This is a genomic window from Paenibacillus sp. JT22N1, from assembly GCF_059692155.1.
The window spans coordinates 93,037-113,514 of the sequence record NZ_JCAUAW010000022.1 but is presented as its reverse complement, the minus strand read 5'-3'; the positions used below and the strand labels follow the sequence as shown (position 1 = coordinate 113,514).

General features: G+C 43.6%; 22 protein-coding genes. 16 read left to right on the top strand and 6 right to left on the bottom strand.

Features of this window, described 5'->3' with window-relative positions:
• Nucleotides 1–621 precede the first annotated feature (621 nt).
• Nucleotides 622–2,073, top strand: coding sequence for a catalase KatA (gene katA, locus AC58UU_RS32095; protein ID WP_497321600.1), 1,452 nt, complete (start codon nucleotides 622–624; stop codon nucleotides 2,071–2,073).
• 102 nt (nucleotides 2,074–2,175) lie between these two features.
• Entirely contained in the window at nucleotides 2,176–2,670 is a 495-nt protein-coding gene (locus tag AC58UU_RS32090) for a hypothetical protein (protein WP_497321598.1), read from the top strand.
• Here the strand turns inward: AC58UU_RS32090 and AC58UU_RS32085 are convergent.
• From AC58UU_RS32085 to AC58UU_RS32070, 4 genes are all read right to left on the bottom strand, one after another.
• On the bottom strand, nucleotides 2,667–2,885 hold the full coding sequence (locus AC58UU_RS32085; protein ID WP_497321596.1) for a hypothetical protein: 219 nt from the start codon (nucleotides 2,883–2,885) through the stop codon (nucleotides 2,667–2,669). The two genes, AC58UU_RS32090 and AC58UU_RS32085, sit on opposite strands and share 4 nt — an antisense overlap.
• Nucleotides 2,886–3,003: 118 nt before the next feature.
• Complete coding sequence (locus AC58UU_RS32080; protein WP_497321594.1) at nucleotides 3,004–4,125, bottom strand: Ger(x)C family spore germination protein; 1,122 nt, start codon at nucleotides 4,123–4,125, stop codon at nucleotides 3,004–3,006.
• Complete coding sequence (locus AC58UU_RS32075) at nucleotides 4,118–5,206, bottom strand: GerAB/ArcD/ProY family transporter (RefSeq protein WP_497321592.1); 1,089 nt, start codon at nucleotides 5,204–5,206, stop codon at nucleotides 4,118–4,120. The genes AC58UU_RS32080 and AC58UU_RS32075 overlap by 8 nt, the downstream gene beginning before the upstream one ends.
• An 11-nt stretch (nucleotides 5,207–5,217) precedes the next feature.
• Entirely contained in the window at nucleotides 5,218–6,621 is a 1,404-nt protein-coding gene (locus AC58UU_RS32070) for a spore germination protein (RefSeq protein ID WP_497321590.1), read from the bottom strand.
• Between the two features lie 217 nt (nucleotides 6,622–6,838).
• On the opposite strand from AC58UU_RS32070, the gene AC58UU_RS32065 reads away from it, so the two are divergent.
• On the top strand, nucleotides 6,839–7,768 hold the full coding sequence (locus AC58UU_RS32065; RefSeq protein WP_497321588.1) for a DMT family transporter: 930 nt from the start codon (nucleotides 6,839–6,841) through the stop codon (nucleotides 7,766–7,768).
• Nucleotides 7,769–7,830: 62 nt separating this feature from the next.
• Here AC58UU_RS32065 and AC58UU_RS32060 read toward each other — a convergent pair whose 3' ends face one another.
• Complete coding sequence (locus AC58UU_RS32060) at nucleotides 7,831–8,043, bottom strand: hypothetical protein (RefSeq protein ID WP_497321586.1); 213 nt, start codon at nucleotides 8,041–8,043, stop codon at nucleotides 7,831–7,833.
• Nucleotides 8,044–8,250: 207 nt separating this feature from the next.
• Between AC58UU_RS32060 and AC58UU_RS32055 the strand changes: the two genes are divergently transcribed.
• From AC58UU_RS32055 to AC58UU_RS32045, 3 genes are read left to right on the top strand one after another with little or no spacing between them, the layout of a single operon-like run.
• Nucleotides 8,251–8,733, top strand: coding sequence for a YhcN/YlaJ family sporulation lipoprotein (locus tag AC58UU_RS32055; protein ID WP_497321585.1), 483 nt, complete (start codon nucleotides 8,251–8,253; stop codon nucleotides 8,731–8,733).
• Between the two features lie 13 nt (nucleotides 8,734–8,746).
• The gene (locus tag AC58UU_RS32050; protein ID WP_497321583.1) at nucleotides 8,747–8,905 is read left to right on the top strand and encodes a hypothetical protein; all 159 of its coding nucleotides are present in this window, start codon (nucleotides 8,747–8,749) and stop codon (nucleotides 8,903–8,905) included.
• A gap of 31 nt (nucleotides 8,906–8,936) precedes the next feature.
• Nucleotides 8,937–9,536, top strand: coding sequence for a YitT family protein (locus AC58UU_RS32045; RefSeq protein WP_497321581.1), 600 nt, complete (start codon nucleotides 8,937–8,939; stop codon nucleotides 9,534–9,536).
• A gap of 58 nt (nucleotides 9,537–9,594) precedes the next feature.
• Here AC58UU_RS32045 and AC58UU_RS32040 read toward each other — a convergent pair whose 3' ends face one another.
• Nucleotides 9,595–9,960, bottom strand: coding sequence for a hypothetical protein (locus AC58UU_RS32040; protein ID WP_497321579.1), 366 nt, complete (start codon nucleotides 9,958–9,960; stop codon nucleotides 9,595–9,597).
• A gap of 249 nt (nucleotides 9,961–10,209) precedes the next feature.
• Here AC58UU_RS32040 and AC58UU_RS32035 point away from each other — a divergent pair, with 249 nt between their 5' ends.
• The 10 genes from AC58UU_RS32035 to AC58UU_RS31990 all read left to right on the top strand — a co-directional run bounded on the left by AC58UU_RS32035 (nucleotide 10,210) and on the right by AC58UU_RS31990 (nucleotide 20,423).
• Nucleotides 10,210–10,854, top strand: coding sequence for a chromate transporter (locus tag AC58UU_RS32035; protein ID WP_497321578.1), 645 nt, complete (start codon nucleotides 10,210–10,212; stop codon nucleotides 10,852–10,854).
• A gap of 16 nt (nucleotides 10,855–10,870) precedes the next feature.
• Nucleotides 10,871–11,413: a chromate transporter gene (locus tag AC58UU_RS32030; RefSeq protein WP_497321576.1), complete on the top strand. Its 543-nt coding sequence runs from the start codon at nucleotides 10,871–10,873 to the stop codon at nucleotides 11,411–11,413.
• Between the two features lie 221 nt (nucleotides 11,414–11,634).
• Nucleotides 11,635–13,203: a phosphoenolpyruvate carboxykinase (ATP) gene (gene pckA, locus AC58UU_RS32025; protein WP_497321574.1), complete on the top strand. Its 1,569-nt coding sequence runs from the start codon at nucleotides 11,635–11,637 to the stop codon at nucleotides 13,201–13,203.
• A 79-nt stretch (nucleotides 13,204–13,282) separates the two neighbouring features.
• The gene (locus AC58UU_RS32020; protein ID WP_497321572.1) at nucleotides 13,283–13,894 is read left to right on the top strand and encodes a helix-turn-helix transcriptional regulator; all 612 of its coding nucleotides are present in this window, start codon (nucleotides 13,283–13,285) and stop codon (nucleotides 13,892–13,894) included.
• Nucleotides 13,895–13,909: 15 nt separating this feature from the next.
• Nucleotides 13,910–14,710: a pyruvate, water dikinase regulatory protein gene (locus tag AC58UU_RS32015; RefSeq protein ID WP_497321571.1), complete on the top strand. Its 801-nt coding sequence runs from the start codon at nucleotides 13,910–13,912 to the stop codon at nucleotides 14,708–14,710.
• Between the two features lie 41 nt (nucleotides 14,711–14,751).
• Entirely contained in the window at nucleotides 14,752–15,717 is a 966-nt protein-coding gene (glpX, locus tag AC58UU_RS32010; RefSeq protein ID WP_497321570.1) for a class II fructose-bisphosphatase, read from the top strand.
• A gap of 249 nt (nucleotides 15,718–15,966) precedes the next feature.
• Nucleotides 15,967–17,277: an RNA polymerase factor sigma-54 gene (rpoN, locus tag AC58UU_RS32005; protein ID WP_497321569.1), complete on the top strand. Its 1,311-nt coding sequence runs from the start codon at nucleotides 15,967–15,969 to the stop codon at nucleotides 17,275–17,277.
• 116 nt (nucleotides 17,278–17,393) lie between these two features.
• Nucleotides 17,394–18,068 (top strand): hypothetical protein, encoded by a 675-nt coding sequence (locus tag AC58UU_RS32000; protein ID WP_497321568.1) that lies wholly within the window; start codon nucleotides 17,394–17,396, stop codon nucleotides 18,066–18,068.
• 152 nt (nucleotides 18,069–18,220) lie between these two features.
• Nucleotides 18,221–19,303 (top strand): Gfo/Idh/MocA family protein, encoded by a 1,083-nt coding sequence (locus tag AC58UU_RS31995; RefSeq protein WP_497321566.1) that lies wholly within the window; start codon nucleotides 18,221–18,223, stop codon nucleotides 19,301–19,303.
• A gap of 34 nt (nucleotides 19,304–19,337) precedes the next feature.
• Nucleotides 19,338–20,423, top strand: a complete 1,086-nt coding sequence (locus tag AC58UU_RS31990) for a Gfo/Idh/MocA family protein (RefSeq protein ID WP_497321564.1) — start codon at nucleotides 19,338–19,340, stop codon at nucleotides 20,421–20,423.
• Nucleotides 20,424–20,478 lie beyond the last annotated feature (55 nt).

Sequence of the window (20,478 nt, the reverse complement as noted above, 5' to 3'; positions counted from 1 at the left end):
GCTTTTTCTTTACTTTCACCAAAAAAACAAACGGCACAGGACTTTTCCCATGCCGTTTCGGATTTCATTTTTATTCCTGTTCTTGTCTTTGAGCTAAACTAAATGACATTGCCCGTGAGGGATGCTTTTTTTGTAAGATAAGAATTTATATCTTTTGGGTGACCGAGATGTTCCCCTTTATTACAGGTGGTATTAGGCCAGATATCCGCGCTGTGTGTGGCTTGTAACGATGTTTTACATCGTTGCAGATGTCTCTCCGTGGCTGTCGCGCGCTGGAACGATGATTTTCATCGTTATAGATGAAAACAGCGCTGGCATCCGCGCTACGTGTGGCTTGTAACAATGTTTTACATCGTTGCAGATGTCAAAGTAACTGGGAGGGGCTGTTAACCGAAGGACCTAGCTAATGGAGCTTACGGAGTCGCGTCCGGAGGGGAAGTGAGCTGAAAGTGCGGAAATGGAGCACTTCCTTACCCTCGCATAATCGGAGCATCATATCATGACAGGTTCTCGAATACATATGAATAAGGGAAATGGAAGGTTGTCACATACATAATCCTGTAAGCGATGAGAGCGCTTTGCGCAGAGTTTTCAACATTTTACTGAAGAGGTGATTGTAGGATGAGTACGGAAAAAAACAAGCTAACGACCAGTTGGGGAGCTCCAGTTGGGGACAACCAAAACTCGATAACGGCGGGCTCGCGGGGTCCAACGTTGATTCAAGATGTCCACCTTTTAGAGAAACTAGCACACTTTAATCGAGAACGCGTACCTGAGCGAGTCGTTCATGCCAAAGGGGCCGGAGCGCACGGCTATTTGGAAGTCACGCAAGATTTGACGAAGTATACGAAAGCGAGCTTGTTCTCAGAGGTAGGCAAGCGTACACCGTTGTTCGTTCGATTTTCGACAGTGGCGGGTGAGAATGGTTCTTCAGACACGGTCCGGGACCCGCGTGGATTCGCTGTGAAATTTTATACCGATGAAGGCAATTATGACTTGGTTGGCAATAATACGCCTGTATTTTTCATTCGCGACGCGATTAAATTCCCTGACTTTATTCATACTCAGAAAAGACACCCCCAAACTCACTTGAAAAATCCAAATGCCGTCTGGGATTTCTGGTCATTATCTCCTGAATCTTTGCATCAAGTGACGATACTGATGTCCGATCGTGGTATTCCCGCAACGCTGAGACATATGCACGGATTTGGCAGTCACACGTTCAAATGGGTCAATGCCGAGGGTGAAGGCGTGTGGGTGAAGTATCATTTTAAAACCGAACAAGGCGTTCAGAACTTGGCGCCAGATGTTGCTGCACAGCTCGCAGCCGACAATCCGGATTATCATACCGAGGACTTGTTTAACGCGATTGAAAAAGGTGATTTCCCTACTTGGAAGCTATGTGTACAGATCATGCCGCTGGAAGATGCGAATTCGTACCGTTTTGATCCTTTTGATGTCACGAAAGTTTGGTCACAGAAAGATTATCCTTTAATTGAAGTTGGGCGTATGGTGCTGGATCGCAATCCAGAAAATTATTTTGCAGAGGTGGAACAAGCCACATTCTCGCCAGGGACACTCGTACCAGGAATCGATGTTTCACCAGATAAAATGCTGCAAGGTCGATTGTTTGCATATGGGGATGCACATCGGTATCGGGTAGGGGCTAATCATCAGACTTTACCAATTAATCGCCCGCGGAGTGAAGTGAATAACTATCAGCGAGATGGCCAAATGCGTGCGGATAACAACGGCGGGGGTTCTGTTTATTACGAGCCGAATAGCCTTGGTGGACCGAAAGAAACTCCTGCGGATAAACCGGCACCTTACGAGGTGTCTGGTTCGGCTGATAGTGTTGCCTATGATCATCACGATCATTACACACAACCAGGTGATTTATATCGCCTGTTAAGTGAAGAGGAACGCAGTCGACTTGTTCAAACGATTGTTGGTGCAATGAAACCTGTTGAGTCGGATGATATTAAGCTCAGACAGATTGGCCACTTCTACAAGGCAGATCCCGAATATGGTATCCGCGTGGCAGAGGGTCTTGGGTTATTCATACCGGAATGAAATGAATAGTGAGAGGCAGCTACCTTTTCGCCACAAAAGGATAGCTGTCTTTTTTCTATGGCATATGCTGTAGGGAGTAAGGCATAATCCGAAGAGGTGATCATGGTGGGGACTCGTTTATTATCCGAGCAGCTTGTGAGAAATCGTTTTCCGCATTTAAGATATATTAGAATTCATACGCCTGAAAAGCATAAAGCGACGATCTACGCTTGGAATGGGGATTTGTATTTAACCGAGAAAGATATTCAAAGCGTACAACATTATGCAAGCGGTTACTTATATCCCTATGTCAACTTTCAAGTAAAGGCATATAGCGCGGTTCAACCCGATAAAGTGCCACAACTGCAAGAAATACCGAATGCTATCATCCAAACAGCATTGCGGAGAAATTTGAATCAATATGGCATCTTAGAGGCGATAAACCGATTATTTCCTTATGGTCGTTTAACATTTAAAAGATATCAAGCTGCGGATAGTATTATCCATTTTGATTTTCATGCAATTAGATTACTCCATGATAAGGAAAAAAGAGCCATGCACGATTATCTACAAGAATTGATTCCCGTAGGTTCCTATTGTGAAGTGACCTTTTATTAAGGCTGATGGCTGGAGCGTTCCTCAATACGGAACTCACTTTCATCCCGCAAATAATTCGTTTCGCCAATCTTTACGTAATGAGTCGAATACTTTTCGATCACACCTGAAGCGATGAAGACAGGGATATCATCTGCTGTATGTTGAATGACTGCTACTGTAACTTGCGAAAGCGCAGCCGCGAATAATTCCATATCCGTTGTCAGTGTCTTGTTCATTGAGCTTTTCACCTCCGGGCTCCATGTCTCGTTAAGCCATCCTCTGATTCTAGCACAGGAACATTAACGTTAAAAGAGTCCGGAACGGAACGGTTCACACAGGTTTTCAGGTGAAACGCTAACGAATCATCCCGTAATCACTAATTCTGGTATCAACTTCTACACGGATATCAGCACGGGGATAAATGGATTTCCAATTCAATTTGTTCCATTTCTCATAGCTCATACTGTTGCGAACGTAAGTGCCAATACCCAAGTTATCCCCGCCACTGCTCTGCACAAGGCTAACTATCGCTTGTAATTGTTCGCGAATAGCTTCAGACAAATCCTGATTTAATTTTTTTTGCTCTTCCGCTTTTTTGAACGTCGATTTTCCTGTGTATTCCAGAATAATGCCACTCAATCGAATACGGATAACGACTTGGGGAACGGTGCTTGTACGTTCTTGTTTGTTTACAATCACTTCTCTCTTGCTCGCAATTGAACTAATCATCGCACTTTCTTTCCGTCCAGATGAACGATCCATGAATGTAATATCGAACTCACCCATTTTTAGGCTTTTATTAAGAATAGCAAACATGACGGTTTGTTCTGCACTAATTTTGCCAATGTAACGATCTTTTTTGAACAGGGCAATCCCGTCGATTTCAACATTATCACCTTTAACAACAAGTAACGGAGCGATTGGATCAGTACCATCGTCATAATAGTCGCGTACGAAACTGTAGAGAGATACATCAGGAATCTCATGGATTTTAGCCTCTTGGGTCAATAACTGATCGATATGACTTCCGATAGATCGTATTTGTGCATATTTATGGGTCAACATGTCGACAGCACTGCCGTTAACTACGACAATTTTCAATTTTTCTCCAACGGTATAATCGCGGCGATAGGAATCAAGTTCCTTCCAAATCCCCTGTTTAGCCAAGTCTTTACCGAACAGCATACTTCTCAATTGTCCTGAAACAAGGACTTTGTTAATTTTACGGGACATTTTGCTCCGTCCATCTTTAGGGGACTCAGCTATGGTTTGTAGAATGTCTGTTTGCTGTGTGTCCATTGTTCCAGCCTTCGGGATGGAGATAGCCGTAGACACGTCCGTTTCAGAAGGTTTTCCATTCTCTTTATACACGGAGTCCAAAGCAACGATATCAGACATGCCTAATTTCTCAATGCGATTTTGTTCGACACAACCGGTGAGACACAATAGTACGCCAACCATAACCCAGCTACGCATAATTCCGCCCTCGATACTTATTAATTAAAAGGATTACGAATAGGAAGATCGGCAGCAAGAAAGCAACTCCTGCTTCAGATAATCCAAACAGGCTTAACCAATGTTCTGTCTTTTCAAGCGCTGAAGGTATGACAAACAAGGCAGTTAATGGGAAAATTGTAAAAATAACATAGGGGATCCACTGCTTGTTTGAAGCTGGTAGGAGCCATTTTATCGTTTCAATCGCTGCCCAACCGTATAGGACATTCGTAATGAGAACTCGGAACAAAGTTATATTAAACACGATATCATCGATTCTTTTCACAAAGGGGAGTTCCACATACGAGAGCAAACTGAGTACAGGATACTTCATATGCTGAAGTTGATGCAGGCTGAAAAAGCCAAAGGAAGCAAATGCAACTACCGTATAAGTAAATGTGGTGATAAGATTTGCAATTTGAAAAGCACGGATCAAGTGTGTTTTTTCATCCGTATAAGGAAATAGCAAAAAACAAATTTCATAACCCAGAAAGGCTATGTAAACCTCAATCCATCCTTTGAAGGAGTGAGTGGCATCTTTAAACCAAAAGGTAGTCATTCGCGACAAATCAAAATCATTATAAGCATAAAGCAATAACAAAATATTCCATATAATTACATAAAAAGAAAGAACCGCGGTACTTGAGATACTCATAATACCTTTGGTTAAAAGCAAGAAAACAAGAATCTCGAACAAAATATATAAATAGGCGGGATGGAGCGAGGGGAATGACAACGATTTTAGAATTAAAATAAATTCTTTACCAACCAAGCTACCTAGAATTGCCCATAATCCAGCTAGTACCCCGAAAAAAGGAACTAAAATGAATTTAGGTAAAGCAGATTGTGAAATTTCGAAAATCGATCTCCCTCTAGCAAATCGATAAACGAATGAAATGAGCAATAGATTGAAAGCGGCGACGGATGAACAGATAAGTAAAGCTAACCACCCATTTGTACCGATATTCTCAGATAATAGCCTAGGAAGGCTGAATACGACGACACCGGTTTGAGCGAAGTTTGCCATAATGGTGGTCTGATAAAATGGAAGCTTAGCACGCATGAGTGTCTCCTTCATTCGTTCGGATTATTGGTGGTAGGCTTTTTGAGTTTAGTCAAAATCTGTATAGGTGCTCGGATAATAAGTTCTAACCAACGACTTGGTTTCGACGGTGCAATTGGGTATAAATAAGAGATACCAAACATGTTTAAACCAGAAAGTTGAATCATAATAAAGCTGAGTCCAAACACCAGGCCGAAATTTCCGAGGAGACCGGCCATAATAATGATCCCAAATCGCAGCAAGCGTATGGAAGAGCTCATGATATAGCTTGGTATGACGAAGGAGGCGATAGCCGAAATTGCAACCGAGATAATGAGGATATTGCTTGTAATGCCAGCCTGAACGGCCGCTTGTCCGATGACGATCCCGCCGACAGTACCGATGGTCGGACCGATTTTGGTAGGTAAGCGTGCGCCTGCTTCACGAAGCAGTTCGATAGTCATTTCCATGACAATGGCCTCTACGAGTGGCGAGAAGGGCACTTTATTGCGGGATTCCATTAAGTTTAGGAGCAGAGACGGTGGAATCATTTCATAATGATAAGTAACTAAAGATACATAAAAGGCAGTGAAGCAAAGTGTGATGAATAGGGCAATGAAGCGTAGAATACGAACCGCAGAGGCAACGGCCCATGGTTGATAATAATCGTCTGGCGATGAGAAAAATTCAATAAACGAGGTTGGTGCACTGAAAGCGATTGGACTCCCGTCGAGCAGCCCTACTATTTTACCGCTTGTCAGCTTGTCTGCTATATGATCAGGTCGTACGCTTGTCAGGAATTGCGGGAAAATCGATAGTTTGTTAGGTGTTAAGTGTTGTGCAAGTGTATTCGTATCATAGATCGTTTGGATATCAAGCTTTTCAATCATTTCGCTTAAATGCTGCACATGTGTGGGTTCTGCAAGATCTTCCAAGTAAAGCAGAACCATCGTCGTTGCTGTTCTTGTACCGATGGTGAAGGTGATCGCTTTTAATCCAGAATCCTTGATACGTCTCCGAATCAAAGACAAATTTGTACTTAGCGATTCAGTAAATGAGTCCATGGGACCATTAATGACGCTTTCTGTCTCTGAATTTTGAATGGATCGAGATTCAGGCGCGTAAGCTTTGTATATGTAGCCTCTATTTTTATAGTAAATAGCGATGTTTCCAGCCAAAATACCTGTAACTAGTTCGCTTGCTTGCAGCTTATTTATATAGGAAGATTGGCTTAGGATATTGACCATATCAACCTCTTTATTATTGAAAGGCTCTAAGGCATCTTTTCTTAGAGCCTCTGTGCTGACAAGGTGACCGAAATAAATGATATCGATTTGCGGTAGCGGGAGATGCAGATGAGATAAATCCGAGCAATCGCAGAGCAATTGCAAAGTTTGCTCTAGCAGACTATGATCACTCTTCAAGTCTCCGTTCATGCATATCGATCTCCTTCCTCGCTGTGAATCAGGATTGCCCAATATTTCCATCCTTTATTATGTTTCTTTTTCGAATTCGCTATTCGACTTCATGGAAACGATCCCAACCAAGTGTCTTATTTTCCATACATCGCCTTGTGGGTTGAATCATATGTTATCATGATGAATGAATAATAGAATGATCCAACAGTTATACAAAAAAGGAGCTAGAATCTATATGATCAAACATTCCCCCTACATTCTGCTAGTTCTCGCCACATGTATATGGGGAGGCAATTTTGTTGCTGGCAAGGCACTTGTCCTTCACATTCCGCCGATTACGCTGGCTGCATTACGTTGGAGTATTGCTTTTATTTGTCTTCTTCCATTCTTCGGTAGGCAGGCTTGGCAGCTAAGAACTGAATTTCTCCGCAGCTGGAAAATGATCCTTTTTCTGTCCGCAACCGGTGTTGCCGGATTCAATACGTTAACCTATGTGGCTGTCCAATATACGGGTTCGATTAATGCATCGTTAATGAATTCGGCCACACCCATCATGGTTGTACTTTTAACCTGGTTAGTTATGAAAGAGCGCTTCGCTTGGTCGGCTTTACCTGGAATTTTGGTGTCCATGGCTGGTGTGAGCTGGATTATTAGCCGGGGGAGTGTATCCGCTCTGTTGAGTCTTTCATTTAACAAAGGCGATCTATTCATGCTAGTGGCCGTTCTGTGTTGGGCTCTATATTCGGTAGGTATGAAAAAGATGTCAGGACGATTCCCATCCAGTCCTTTTTTACTGATTCAAATGACTGTGGCTTTAGTGCTGCTGCTTCCGCTTTCAGCAGTGGAATGGGCGCTGAAATCGCCACACGTTGATTGGAGTCCACCTCTTGTAACAGGACTTATCTATATTGGTTTGTTTGCTTCGATTGTAGCTTTCTTGAGCTGGAATCGTGCCATTGAGCTTGCTGGACCTCAGCGTTGTGCGGGTTTTCTGAATTTGATCCCGATGTTCAGTGCCATTTTTGCAACTGCTTTTACGGGGGAAGCGTTAAGGATGTATCATCTTTTAGGGGCTATTTGGATCGTAGTTGGGGTGTATATCACGAATTATGCAATTAAGAAGCAGCAATTGAAAGGCACAAGAATAGAGATATCAAAAACCTAGCGGAGCTTCCGCTAGGTTTTTCGCTTCAATTAAGACCAAATGTGCGAAGGAAAATATGGTTATTATTTAGTCTGTTGGGCGGTTTGAAGCGAAGAGTATACTTGGCTTACCATCGTTTGCGCCTGGGCTATTTCAGCAGAAGCTGCTTTTAAAGCTTGTTCACATAACGATTGGTTTGCAGCAGATTGTTCGATTGCTTGTGCAATCATGTCTTTGGCGATTGATGAAGATGCTTCTGCTTTTTTTAACAGGTCCGTATCGATTTGTTGAGCCACTTTCATTCTCCTCCATCCAGATAATTATTTATTAACGAACATAATATATCCCATCTTAATAAAAAAAAACTGGAAATAAATAAATAAAACGAAAGGATTGAACGTTGGAAAGATTCGTTAGAAATCAAGCTCCTGAGAGGAATGAATATATGTTTGATAATGCATACTAAACACACAAATACAGATACATAAAGGGAGTGTAATAACATGTTTATAACCAAAAGATCTTACAAAGTTTGGATTTTAACCGCAGTGACCATGTCGATATTTCTATCGGGATGTACCGCTAACCCGAATAACCAAAAAAAGCAAGCTACACCAATTAAACAGCAACAAGTACAACAACCAGTTAATGAGGATAATCGTATCCAAGTAGCGAATGAAGCGGTAGCTAGAATTACACAGTTAGACAGCGTAAAACAAGCAAATGTGCTGGTAACCAAAAGAAATGCCTATGTTGCAGCTGTGCTAAAAAACGACCAACAATTAACACGTAATATTGAAGACCAAATTGCCAATCAAGTCAGAGCAACGGATCCGAATATCCAGAATGTTTACGTCTCAACGAATCCAGATTTGGTAAACCGCTTCAATACTTATGTACTTGATGTTCAACAAGGAAGACCTGTTGCCGGTTTTGTTGACCAGTTTAAAGAGATCATAGCTAGAGTTTTCCCGACCGCCAAATAATTTCTTAAAAGGGATGGAAATAATTTATGAGCAGGCAGCCGGCATTTTCACCGGCTGCTTGCTTCATTTTCGGGCAGGGCTCGGTCAGTATGGTAGTCATCCAAGGACGACGTTAGCCGTTTTTGTCATTGCAAAAGATAAGAGTCTTTTATTTCTGTTATCAGCATATTAATCAGACAAGCCTTTTACAGGAGCTGGTTTGTTTGCCCTCGTTACAAAAAAATGTAGCAATCATTTTGGGAAGTTTACTGATCTCAATGGGGATCAATTTTTTTCTGATGCCTTTTAAGATACTAGATGGCGGGCTCATTGGAATTGCCCTTATTATCAATTATTTGTTTGGACTCAAAGTAGGACTTATTATGTTTTTGTGCAGCATTCCTATTTTTATATTGGTTTGGTTTCATTACAGTGACATGTTTTACAACAGCATTTATGGGTTGTTTTTTTCTTCATTCGTTATCGATTTCTTGGTGCCATACCGCGATCTTTTCTTATATTATGTGGATTTAACACCATTTAGCAGTTCCTTGATCGGTGGATTTATTGTGGGTACTGGAATTGGAATCATGTTGCGTTATGAAACTAGTACCGGAGGAACGGACTTGCTGGCTCAATATTTTTCGAAATGGGTTTCTCTAAATGTGGGGATAATTATTTTTGTAATCGATGGTATGATTATTTGCCTTGGAGGACTACTGCTTTCGGCTGAAACATTTCTGCTCTCCATCCTTACAATTACCGCAGGCGGGATAGCGACTAGTCTTTGTACAATGAAATTGAAAAACCACTGGAATATTTAATTAGAATATGCAAAAAAACTGCGTTCCCTACATCTGTAGAAAACGCAGTTTTTTTGTCTTAATCGATTTTCTCCATATGCGCATGATTGCGGCGAAGGAGATCAACAGCTGCGGGATAATCGGCATCGCTGACTTTGGCTGAAAGGACATAATGAAGAGCATCTTCATCCTCATCCCTATATGATTCCGAAGTATGAGTCTCGACTGTTGGCATCACACCTACAATTCCGACACCATTATTCAGATACGTTTCTCCACCGGTTCCAACTCCGTCTACGAAAGGCAGCAGTACACGTCCGGTGCCATTGAAGCCATCTGGTAATCGGCCAATCTCCATCATTTCCGGATTATACTTAAGAAGCAAAACCCTCGCATCTTCAGCTTGATTTTCATTGTGAAAATAGGCTTGAATCATTCGGCTCATGAATAATCACTCCTTATATTAGGGGTAATGGTAAGTTGTTCATATAGAGAACTTACCCCGATAGCGGCTGAACGCCTACCTTTCAACCAAAATAAATTAAACTTAGCTTAATAATCGGGATGATCGGGATTAAATTAGACGTTAGTCTTGCATTATAAAGGATAATTACAGAAAAGATTAAATCTTTTGATTGGACAATTCGCTGTCTTTAGTTCAAAATAGAATTAAGTGCAGGGGAGGTCAACCAACATGCCGATGAATAACTTTCGTCATTTACTACGTATTTTTTGGACATTTCTTCGTATCAGTCCACTCACATTCGGTGGTGGTTATGCCATGCTGCCTGCCATCCAAAGAGAAGTTGTTGTTACGAACAAGTGGATGACCGACGATGAAATGTCGGAACTGCTTGCTATTTCAGGAGCCGCTCCGGGTGGTGTTGGCGTTAATGTATCAGCATTAGTAGGGTATCATATGGCAGGAATAAGAGGAGCAGTAGCAGCCGTCATCGGCATTACGCTTCCTACTTTTTTTATTGTGATACTGCTTAGTATCATTTACACATTCCTTCAAAGTTATCCCAAAATGCAAGCCATTATGGAAGGTATCCATGCCGCTATCGTAGGTTTAATCGCTGCCGCTGCTTACAAAATGGCGAAATCCTCTATTATAGATAAAATGACGCTAATAGCCGCAGTTAGTACCGTTCTTCTGCTGCTTTTCATACCGATTTCACCTATTTTAATGATTATATTCGGTCTATTGGTCGGGATTGCCGTTGTTTTCCTGAAACAACGCTGGGGAATGAAGAATCCGATTAAGAGGCAAGAAGACTCTATGTCAGGGGACAAAAGCAATCGTGCTGCCGACTATTACTTCGCAGACGGGATTTGAGGAATGAGGTGGATATATGCTCTTAAGTTTATTTATTACTTTCTTTAAAATTGGCATGATCTCATTCGGTGGCGGTTACGCCATGATGCCTGTTATCCAACATGAGGTGGAGAGGCATCAATGGCTCACTTTAGATGATTTTAATAACGTTATATCCTTAGCAGGTACAGGACCGGGACCGATTGCAACGAATAGTGCCACTTTAATCGGTTTTCATACAGCCGGTGTGCCTGGTGCTATTGCAGCTACGCTAGGAATGGTTTTGCCTTCACTCATACTTATCATCGTATTAGCCGCTTTTTTGTATAAATGGCACGCGAATAAATGGTTTAAATCTTCTTTCTATGGTTTGAAACCGGTAGTAACGGGCTTTATTATTTTTGCAGCGATACACTTCGGGTGGTCGGGGTTAGGTCCAGTGAAGTACCAAATATCTTGGGACCAAATTGCGACGGTACTTATTGCGATAGGTGCCTTTCTGGCCATTATTAAATATAAGCTGCATCCTTTTATGGTCATCGTATTTGCGGGTGTTATGGGCATTGTTTTTTTTCAGTAATTTATAAAGCATCTTATTATAGGGCTCTCTTTTCATTCCTTCCGTTGGGGTGAAAGGAGAGTTTTTCGTATTATTGTGTATTATTTGTGTCGAATAGTGATAAAAAAATATTTTATGTGCTATAAACAATATTATATTCACTTATTTCGTTATATAATGTACACTATATAATAAATAGAACACACTATATAAAATGCCTTATGGATGAGAGGAATGGGAGAATGAGCATAGAACTAAAGGTTGAACAGCTAAGAGCAGGTGCTACCCACTACAATTTGTCAGTGTCAGAGCTAATGAGAATGAGCATCGAGCGTAAAGAAGGAACTTTCGCGTCCTCTGGAGCGCTTCAAGTGAACACTGGTAAGTATACAGGGCGTTCTCCCAAGGACAAATACATTGTAAATGAAGCTTCAGTAACTGATCATATCGATTGGGGAGCTGTGAATCAGCCGATGTCGGAGCAGCAGTTCGAGCGACTATATCGAAAAGCGCAAGACTACATGGCGACGAAGGAATTGTTCATCTTTGATGGCTTTGCAGGAGCAGATTTGACGTACAGGCTGCCGATTCGAGTTGTCAATGAGTATGCTTGGCACAATTTGTTCGCCCGACAACTGTTTATTCGTCCGAGTAAGATTGAACTGATGGCACATAAGCCTGAGTTCACAGTCATTGCTCTGCCTGGCTTAAAAGCTGATCCACTCATTGACGGTACCAGGTCAGAAACGTTCATCTGCCTCTCCATTGAGAAAAAGATCGTACTGATTGGTGGTACGGAGTACGCGGGTGAAATGAAGAAATCCATTTTCAGCGTTATGAATTATATCTTGCCTGGTCAAGATGTTCTACCCATGCATTGCTCGGCCAATGTTAGTGAAGAAGGAAAAGTAGCCTTGTTCTTCGGGTTATCGGGCACGGGGAAAACGACACTTTCGGCTGATCCGAATCGCCGTCTCATTGGCGATGATGAACACGGCTGGTCGGAAACGGGCGTGTTTAATTTCGAGGGAGGCTGCTACGCAAAATGCGCTGGCCTTACCGAGGAGAAGGAACCGCAGATTTGGCAGGCGATCCGATTCGGCACTGTTTTGGAGAATGTGGTGCTTGATCCTACCAGTGGCGTTGCCGAATACAGCAATACGCAGATTACGGAGAATACACGTGCAGCCTATCCTTTAGAATATATCCCTGGAGTGAAGATTCCGGGAACCGCCGGTCACCCTGATGTCATCATGTTCTTGACGGCAGATGCCTCCGGAGTTCTGCCTCCTATTTCTAAGCTTACGAAAGAACAAGCGATGTACCACTTCTTGTCTGGCTACACGTCCAAGCTAGCAGGTACGGAACGTGGAATTACTGAACCGGAAGCCACATTCTCTACTTGTTTCGGGGCGCCTTTCCTACCGCTTCGTCCTAACGTTTATGCACAAATGCTGGGGCGTAAGATCGAAGAACATAAGGCCAACGTGTACCTCATTAATACAGGTTGGGTTGGCGGCTCTTACGGCGAAGGCGAACGTATGAATTTAGTGTATACAAGAGCGATGGTTACAGCTGCTTTAAACGGCAGCTTGGAGAAGACAACGTTCACGGAAGCTCCCTTCTTCGGTCTATTATGTCCTGATGCGGTACAAGGGGTTCCGAGCGAGCTCTTGCTGCCAAGGAACACTTGGCAAGATCCAAGTCAATATGACGTCAAGGCGAAGGAATTAGCGCAGCGTTTTATCCACAACTTCAATAAATTCGCGGGTGTTGATGAACGTATCATCGCTGCTGGACCTAAGATTTGAAACGAAGTTTAGATGAATTAGAATAGGTAAGACATGAATTATGAAAGGAGGGAACATCATAGAGCTTACATCCAGACAGATGGAAATTATCGATCTCGTCAAGAAGCATGCACCTATTACAGGGGAGCGAATTGCTGAATTGCTTGGAATTAGCCGTCCAACCATTCGTTCCGACCTTGCTGTTTTGGTTATGCTTCGCCATATCGATGCCAAGCCAAAGGTTGGATATTTCCTAGGAACGGCTGCTCTTGAAGTAGATTCACCATTCAAACATATAGAAGCTGTAACAGTAAAGGATGTTATGGGAATCCCTATTGTTCTAAGGGAAACCGTCACCGTAAGCGATGCTGTTGTAACTCTTTTTCTCGAAAATGTAGGAAGCTTGATAATTGTGAATATGCAGGGAGCTTTAGCTGGTATTGTTACACGAAAGGACTTGCTAAAGGTTACGCTTGGGCAGGCGACGGCAAATTCGATGCCAGTTTCACTAGTCATGACAAGGCACCCGAATGTTGTGACGGTAAACCCGGAAGACAGTGTATTAGAAGCAGCGAGGAAAATGATTCATCATCAAGTGGATGGGCTGCCTGTGGTTAAGAGTGAGGCTGATCAAGAGCCAGGTGAAGTGGTTGGCCGAATTACGAAAACAACAATGACCAAATTGCTGCTTGATGTAGCGCTGGGGACTTAATCAGGGGGAGTGTAAGTGGGAGAGAAGATCCATACGATTTTCGTTTGTTCGGATTCAGTGGGGGAAACGGCGAATACTGTCGTACAAGCAACGATCCGCCAATTTAATGCAAGCCAAGTGCAAGTCAGGCGTTTCGGATCTATCCGAACGGAAGATGAAGTACGCGCTTTAGTAGAAGAGGCAGCGAAAGTGGATGGGTTCATTGCTTATACGCTAGTACTACCTGAGCTTAGAGAGATGATGCGGCAGGAAGCCATACGTTTAAGTGTAAATGCCATTGATATCATGGGACCCATGATGCAGGCATTCATAGATACCTTTAAGGGTTCCCCGAAGCGGAAAGTCGGTCTGCTTTATCAACTAGATGAACAATACTACCAACGGGTAGAAGCGGTCGAGTTCACGGTAAACAGTGACGATGGCAAGGACCCAAGCGCTATGAAGCAAGCGCAGATTGTTTTAATTGGACCTTCCCGAACTTCTAAAACGCCTCTCAGTATTTATTTGGCGCACAAAGGCTATAAGGTGGCGAATTACCCGCTTGTTCCTGAGGTAAAGCCGCCTGCAATTATATATGAGCTAGACCCGAGTAAATTGATTGGTTTGACGATGAGTCCCGAACATCTGGTGCGTATTCGTACGGAACGTCTGAAAGCGGTCGGACTTCCTTTTGGCGCTAAATATGCGACAGGGGAGCGAGTCGAAGAAGAGCTGGCATTCGCAATGAAATTATATCGTGAGCTTGGTTGTAAGATCATCGATGTAAGCGAGAAAGCCATTGAAGAAACGGCTGGTCTGATTTTGGCAGAAAGATAGTCAGGAAGCCAACATTTCCTAATAGAAAGGGTGAATGATGTATGCAAAGAGATTTGTCTCTGGAAATTGTACGAGTAACAGAATCTGCAGCTTTAGCGTCCGCACGTTGGACGGGAAAAGGGAATAAACACAGCGCTGACGAGGCAGCAACTTCTGCTATGCGTTCTATTTTTAGCTCCATTCCTTTCCGTGGAACGGTTGTCATTGGTGAAGGTGAGATGGATGAAGCCCCGATGCTGTTCATCGGTGAGTCTTTAGGAAATGGGTTGGGTCCCGAATATGATGTGGCTGTTGATCCGCTTGAAGGTACCGATATTGTAGCTAGTGGCAGGAGCAATGCTCTTTCCGTGGTAGCCATAGCTGAGAAAGGGAACCTGCTGCATGCACCGGATATGTATATGGAGAAGCTGGCAGTAGGGCCGCGTTTGGTTGGCAAATTGAATTTGGATGACCCCCTCGAATTAACGATTAGAAAGGCAGCCGTTCTGTTACAAAAAGAGATAACAGAGCTGACCGTTTCCATCCTAGATCGCAAAAGACATGCGGATAAAATCCTTGTTTTACGGACGCTAGGTGTCAAAATTCATTTACTGAATGATGGTGATGTCGCGGGAGCTATGGCAGCAGCTTTCCCAGAGACGGGTATTGATTTACACGTGGGTTCCGGAGGCGCGCCGGAAGGGGTGCTGGCAGCGGCTGCACTACGTTGTATGGGAGGCGAATTTCAAGGACGGCTTCTCCCAGAGAATGAAGAAGAGATACAGCGGTGCAAGGAGATGGGGATTATTGATCCATCCAAAGTGCTTGGAATGCGCGAGTTAGTTGGCGAATCTGACATTTATTTCGCTGCAACCGGTGTAACCTCGGGAGACTTCCTGACAGGAGTTAAATTTCTATTTGGCGGTCGTGCAGAAACACATTCGGTCGTTATGAGGGCGCAAACTCAGACGGTTCGTTTCATCCAATGCGTGCATCAGATGCATGAGTACCACCTCGGGAGTGCCTGAGCAGACATATAGAGGGCTACAATCAACGCATGCAAAGAAATCTCTCTTTCGTATAAGGAGAGATTTCTTTGTGTTTTACATTAGATCGACTTTTATTTGATAGTCGGCGAACTGTAGGATGTTACCATAAGCCAAATGGGTTTAAATAGAGCTATAATTGATTTATAATATTCGTAAGCGTTTTCAAGTAAATAACTTATGCTCACCACGAAAAGTGTTGCCAAGGCAAAACTCAAGGAGGATCTAGGTATGAGAACAGGTTATAGTCTAATACAAGTGCAGAACCAAAAGCTAACGATGACTCCTGAACTGCAACAGTCCATTCATATATTGCAATTATCAAGCTATGAGTTGTCGCAGTACCTCCAAGAACAAGCCTTGGAAAACCCCATACTGGACATCGAATCTTTCACAAGTTCTTATTTGAAATCGGGTAAATCTTCACAGATGGCAGGGTCTATGACAGATCCGCTATGGAAGGCAAAGGCGAGGGAGGAAACCTTGGAACAGTGGCTTCTCAGCCAACTGCGGATAGCAGGGGTTTCCGATTCCTTATATCAGACAGCAGCCTATCTGGCAGGAAATTTAGATGATAGAGGTTATTTACCCCTTTCCATTACGGAAGTAAGCTCGTTTTTGAATAAGCCTAGCGAGGCTGTCGTAGAAGCGCTAGCTTGTATACAGTCGTTGGATCCGCCGGGTGTAGGAGCGAAAGACTTGCAGGAATGCTTATTGCTGCAGATTTCTAGGGATCCGGAAGCGCCGCGCGGCACTTTTGAAGTGGTCAGCCAATATATGCAGCAGCTTGCTCAGATGAAGCTGGATAAGATTGCGCTGCAATTAGGTGTAACTCTCGTACAAGTGAAGGAGATTGTCACCTATATTCGTAGTTTGAATCCACGACCTGGTATGGCCTTTAGCTGGATCGAAGAATCTTATATTACTCCCGATGCTACTATTTATAAAGAACAAGGGGACATTGTGATCCAAATGAATGCTGGCGCAGTTCCCAAGACGTCAGTCAATAAGGACTATTATAGCCATATCCAGCAGGCAGGTTGTAAAGAAGCGGTTTCCTTTCTGAAAGAAAAATGGAAAACAGCCGATTGGATTGTGCGCAGCTTGGAACAGCGGAAGATGACCCTGTACCGGGTCATTCGGGCTATTTTTGAAGAACAGCTGGCATTTTTAGAGATCGGCGAACGTGGCATGAAGCCCTTAACCTTAAAAATGATTTCCGAGAAGCTTGATCTCCATGAATCTACGATAAGTAGGACGGTACAAAACAAATACATTCGTACCCCCTATGGAGTGCTTGAGCTAAAATATTTCTTTTCCTCGGGGCTTCAATCGGATGTAGGTGAACCAACTTCTATCAAAACAATCAAGATTAGAATCAAAGAACTCATTTCACAGGAACATAAGAAACAGCCTTATTCCGATCAAAAGGTTGTAGAAATCTTATCGGAAGAGGGCATTCGAATTTCACGCAGAACGGTGACCAAATATCGTGAAGAGTTGCATATTTTATCTTCTGCACTGCGTAAGAATATTTTATAAGCACAAAACTGCCAGAGGCTCACCTCAATAATCGATATGTTGTTGACTGCCACTCATGGGCCAAGTTCTCTGCCGCATATACTTTAGTTGAGAAAGATGCGAAAAGAGGGATAACGATGAGTTTGACCCCAATTGATTTCCATTCCGTCGTCCGAAGCTGTATACCTCAGGAAGCCGAGGTTGTCGTATTGCAGAGGGAGGGGAGCCCTGCGGCTATTATTTATGCAGATGTAGATGGCGATGGTCACCCTGAAATCACAGCCTTGTATAGATATTTAAACAATCAGTATCTGTTTTCGTTGAAAAACTATTCAGGTAACTGGTTTCCAATCGCCTCTGCTGCAACGGGGAGAACCCAAGCAATTACCGATTTCGCGGCTGCTCCTGTCTCACGAAGAGAAGGTTGGGACCTGGTTATTGGCTGGCGAAATGAGCGTGAATCCTCCTCCGAGCTCGATATCGTGCAGTGGATACCAACCGGTTTCCAGCGTCTGATTCCTCCGGGAACTTTCTACAACCATCTGGAAATTGAAGATATGCCTAGCCGAGACGGAAGAGACGGCCTTTGCGAAATAGCGCTGTGGGTGCATGAGCGGGATCGGGCCTACCATGTGGAAACCTATCGATGGGATCCTTACAGACTTGTCCCCATACAAGATGTGTATTCGTATTATTTTCAGAAGGTCACTCGTTACTATGAGGATTTAACTCGTGATCATCCGGATGAAGAAGCCTACAGAAGTTATCTGGAGGATGCGCAAAGGAAAGCAGGAGGAAGCAAGTCATTATAGAATCATATAAACCAGATGGTTAACACCCATCTGGTTTTTTCATGTCGTAATTTCTTAATCTGATTGTCCTAAAGTTAGACTAAAAATATCGCTATTCCTATGCTACATTTATGACAGATGTCTTAATATCATATAGCGATGAGGTAATCTCGATGAACAAAACGTTGAAGATCGGTATTATTGGAGGCGGCGGTATTGCTGGCGCTCATGTCAGAGCATATCGTGAGCTAGCTGACGTAGAGATTGTAGCGGTAGCTGATGCGGTACCAGGCAAAGCGGCACAATTCATTGATTTTTGGCAAATTCCTTCGGCACAAGCCTTTGATGATTATCGGCAGCTGCTGGAATTAGACCTTGATGGGGTAAGCATTTGCACACCTAATGTGGCTCACCATCGGACGACTGTAGATTCTTTACTGGCTGGGAAAAACGTTATGTTGGAAAAGCCGATGTCCGTCACGCTGGAAGAAGCCGTCGAGATGGCGCAAACGGCGAAGAAAACGGGCTTCATGCTCAATGTTGGTTTCCAACCGAGATATGATCCTAATATGAAGATTATTCAGGACGTGGTTCAGTCCGGTCAACTTGGAAAGGTCTATTATGTAGAAACAGGCGGAGGACGCCGCAGAGGGATGCCTGGCGGCACATTTATTAGCAAGGAAATCGCTGGAGCCGGAGCAATGGCTGATATCGGTTGTTACTCACTTGATATGGCTCTGAATGCGATGGGTTATCCGAAACCGCTTACCGTATCCGCTTACAGCAGTAACTACTTTGGAACGAATCCGTTATATCATAACGAAGCTAGTCGATTCGATGTGGAAGATTTCGGTGTTGCGATGATCCGTTTTGAAGACGATCTCGTGCTGAATTTCAAAATTTCATGGGCGATGCATATGGATACACTAGGACCAACCTTATTCCTTGGTACCGATGGTGGACTCAAAGTAACGCCAGCTGGTAAAGGGCCATGGAGCGGAGTGTTCGACGGAAATGTGGGTTCCATTGCCTATTTCCACGACGTTCGTGGACATCACACGGAAAGCCAAATTCCGCTGATTGATCATAAGCTAAATTTGTTTAACGAGAAAGTCCGCGATTTCGTAGAGGCTGTCCGGGATGGCAAACCAGCCCCGATTCCTGGCGAGCAAATCGTTCGCAATCAAGCAATCATTGATGGAATCATTCGGTCATCGCTCATTAAACGCGAAGTCGCTATCGAACTTCCTAATTAACTCAAAACTAAACACTACTCTGGAGGTATTTCACATGTCACGTATTTTCCGTATTGGTATTATTGGTTGTGGAGGCATTGCAAACGGCAAGCATTTGCCAAGTTTGAAGAAGCTTTCGAATGTAGAACTGGTCGCATTCTGTGACACCGTGCAAGAGCGGGCTGAAACTGCCGCTGAGAAATACGGCTCCAAAGCCGCTAAAGTATATGAGGATTACAAAGAGCTTTTGCTGGATGCTACTATTGATATCGTTCATGTGTTAACACCGAACGATTCACACGCCGAAATTGCCATTGCTGCGCTTGAAGCTGGCAAGCATGTAATGTGTGAGAAGCCAATGGCTAAGACAGCAGCGGATGCTAAGCGCATGGTTGAAACAGCTAAGCGTACAGGCAAGAAGCTAACTATCGGATACAACAACCGTTTCCGTCCTGATAGTCAGCATTTGAAGCGCGTTTGTGAGGAAGGGGAGCTTGGCGAGATTTATTTCGCGAAAGCGCATGCCATTCGTCGTCGTGCAGTTCCAACATGGGGCGTATTCCTGGATGAAGAGAAGCAAGGCGGAGGACCGCTTATTGATATCGGTACACATGCTTTGGATCTAACGCTTTGGATGATGAATAACTACAAGCCGAAAGTGGTGCTTGGAACGTCTTACCACGAATTGTCCCAAAAAGAAAATGCGGCCAATGCTTGGGGGCCTTGGGATCCGAGTAAATTCACCGTTGAGGATTCTGCTTTCGGAATGATCGTCATGGAAAACGGCGCTACGATTATGCTGGAATCCAGCTGGGCACTGAATACGCTTGAAGTCGACGAAGCCAAATGCTCATTAAGCGGTACCGAAGGTGGAGCCGATATGAAAGGCGGGCTTCGCATCAACGGCGAGAAACATAGCCGCTTATTTACAACAGAGGTGGACCTGAAAGCAGGCGGTGTAGCTTTCTATGACGGCGCTAAGGAAAGCGATGCGGATCTGGAAATGCGTACATGGATTAAAGCCATTGAAAATGATACAGATCCTGTAGTGACGCCTGAGCAAGCTTTTGTTGTTTCACAAATTCTTGAGGCGATTTATGAGTCTGCACGTACAGGCAAAGCTGTTTATTTGAATGAATAGTGCGTCAAACCTATCAGTTGTAACCGGAGGAGCCTAGGCTCCTCTTTTTTAGTAG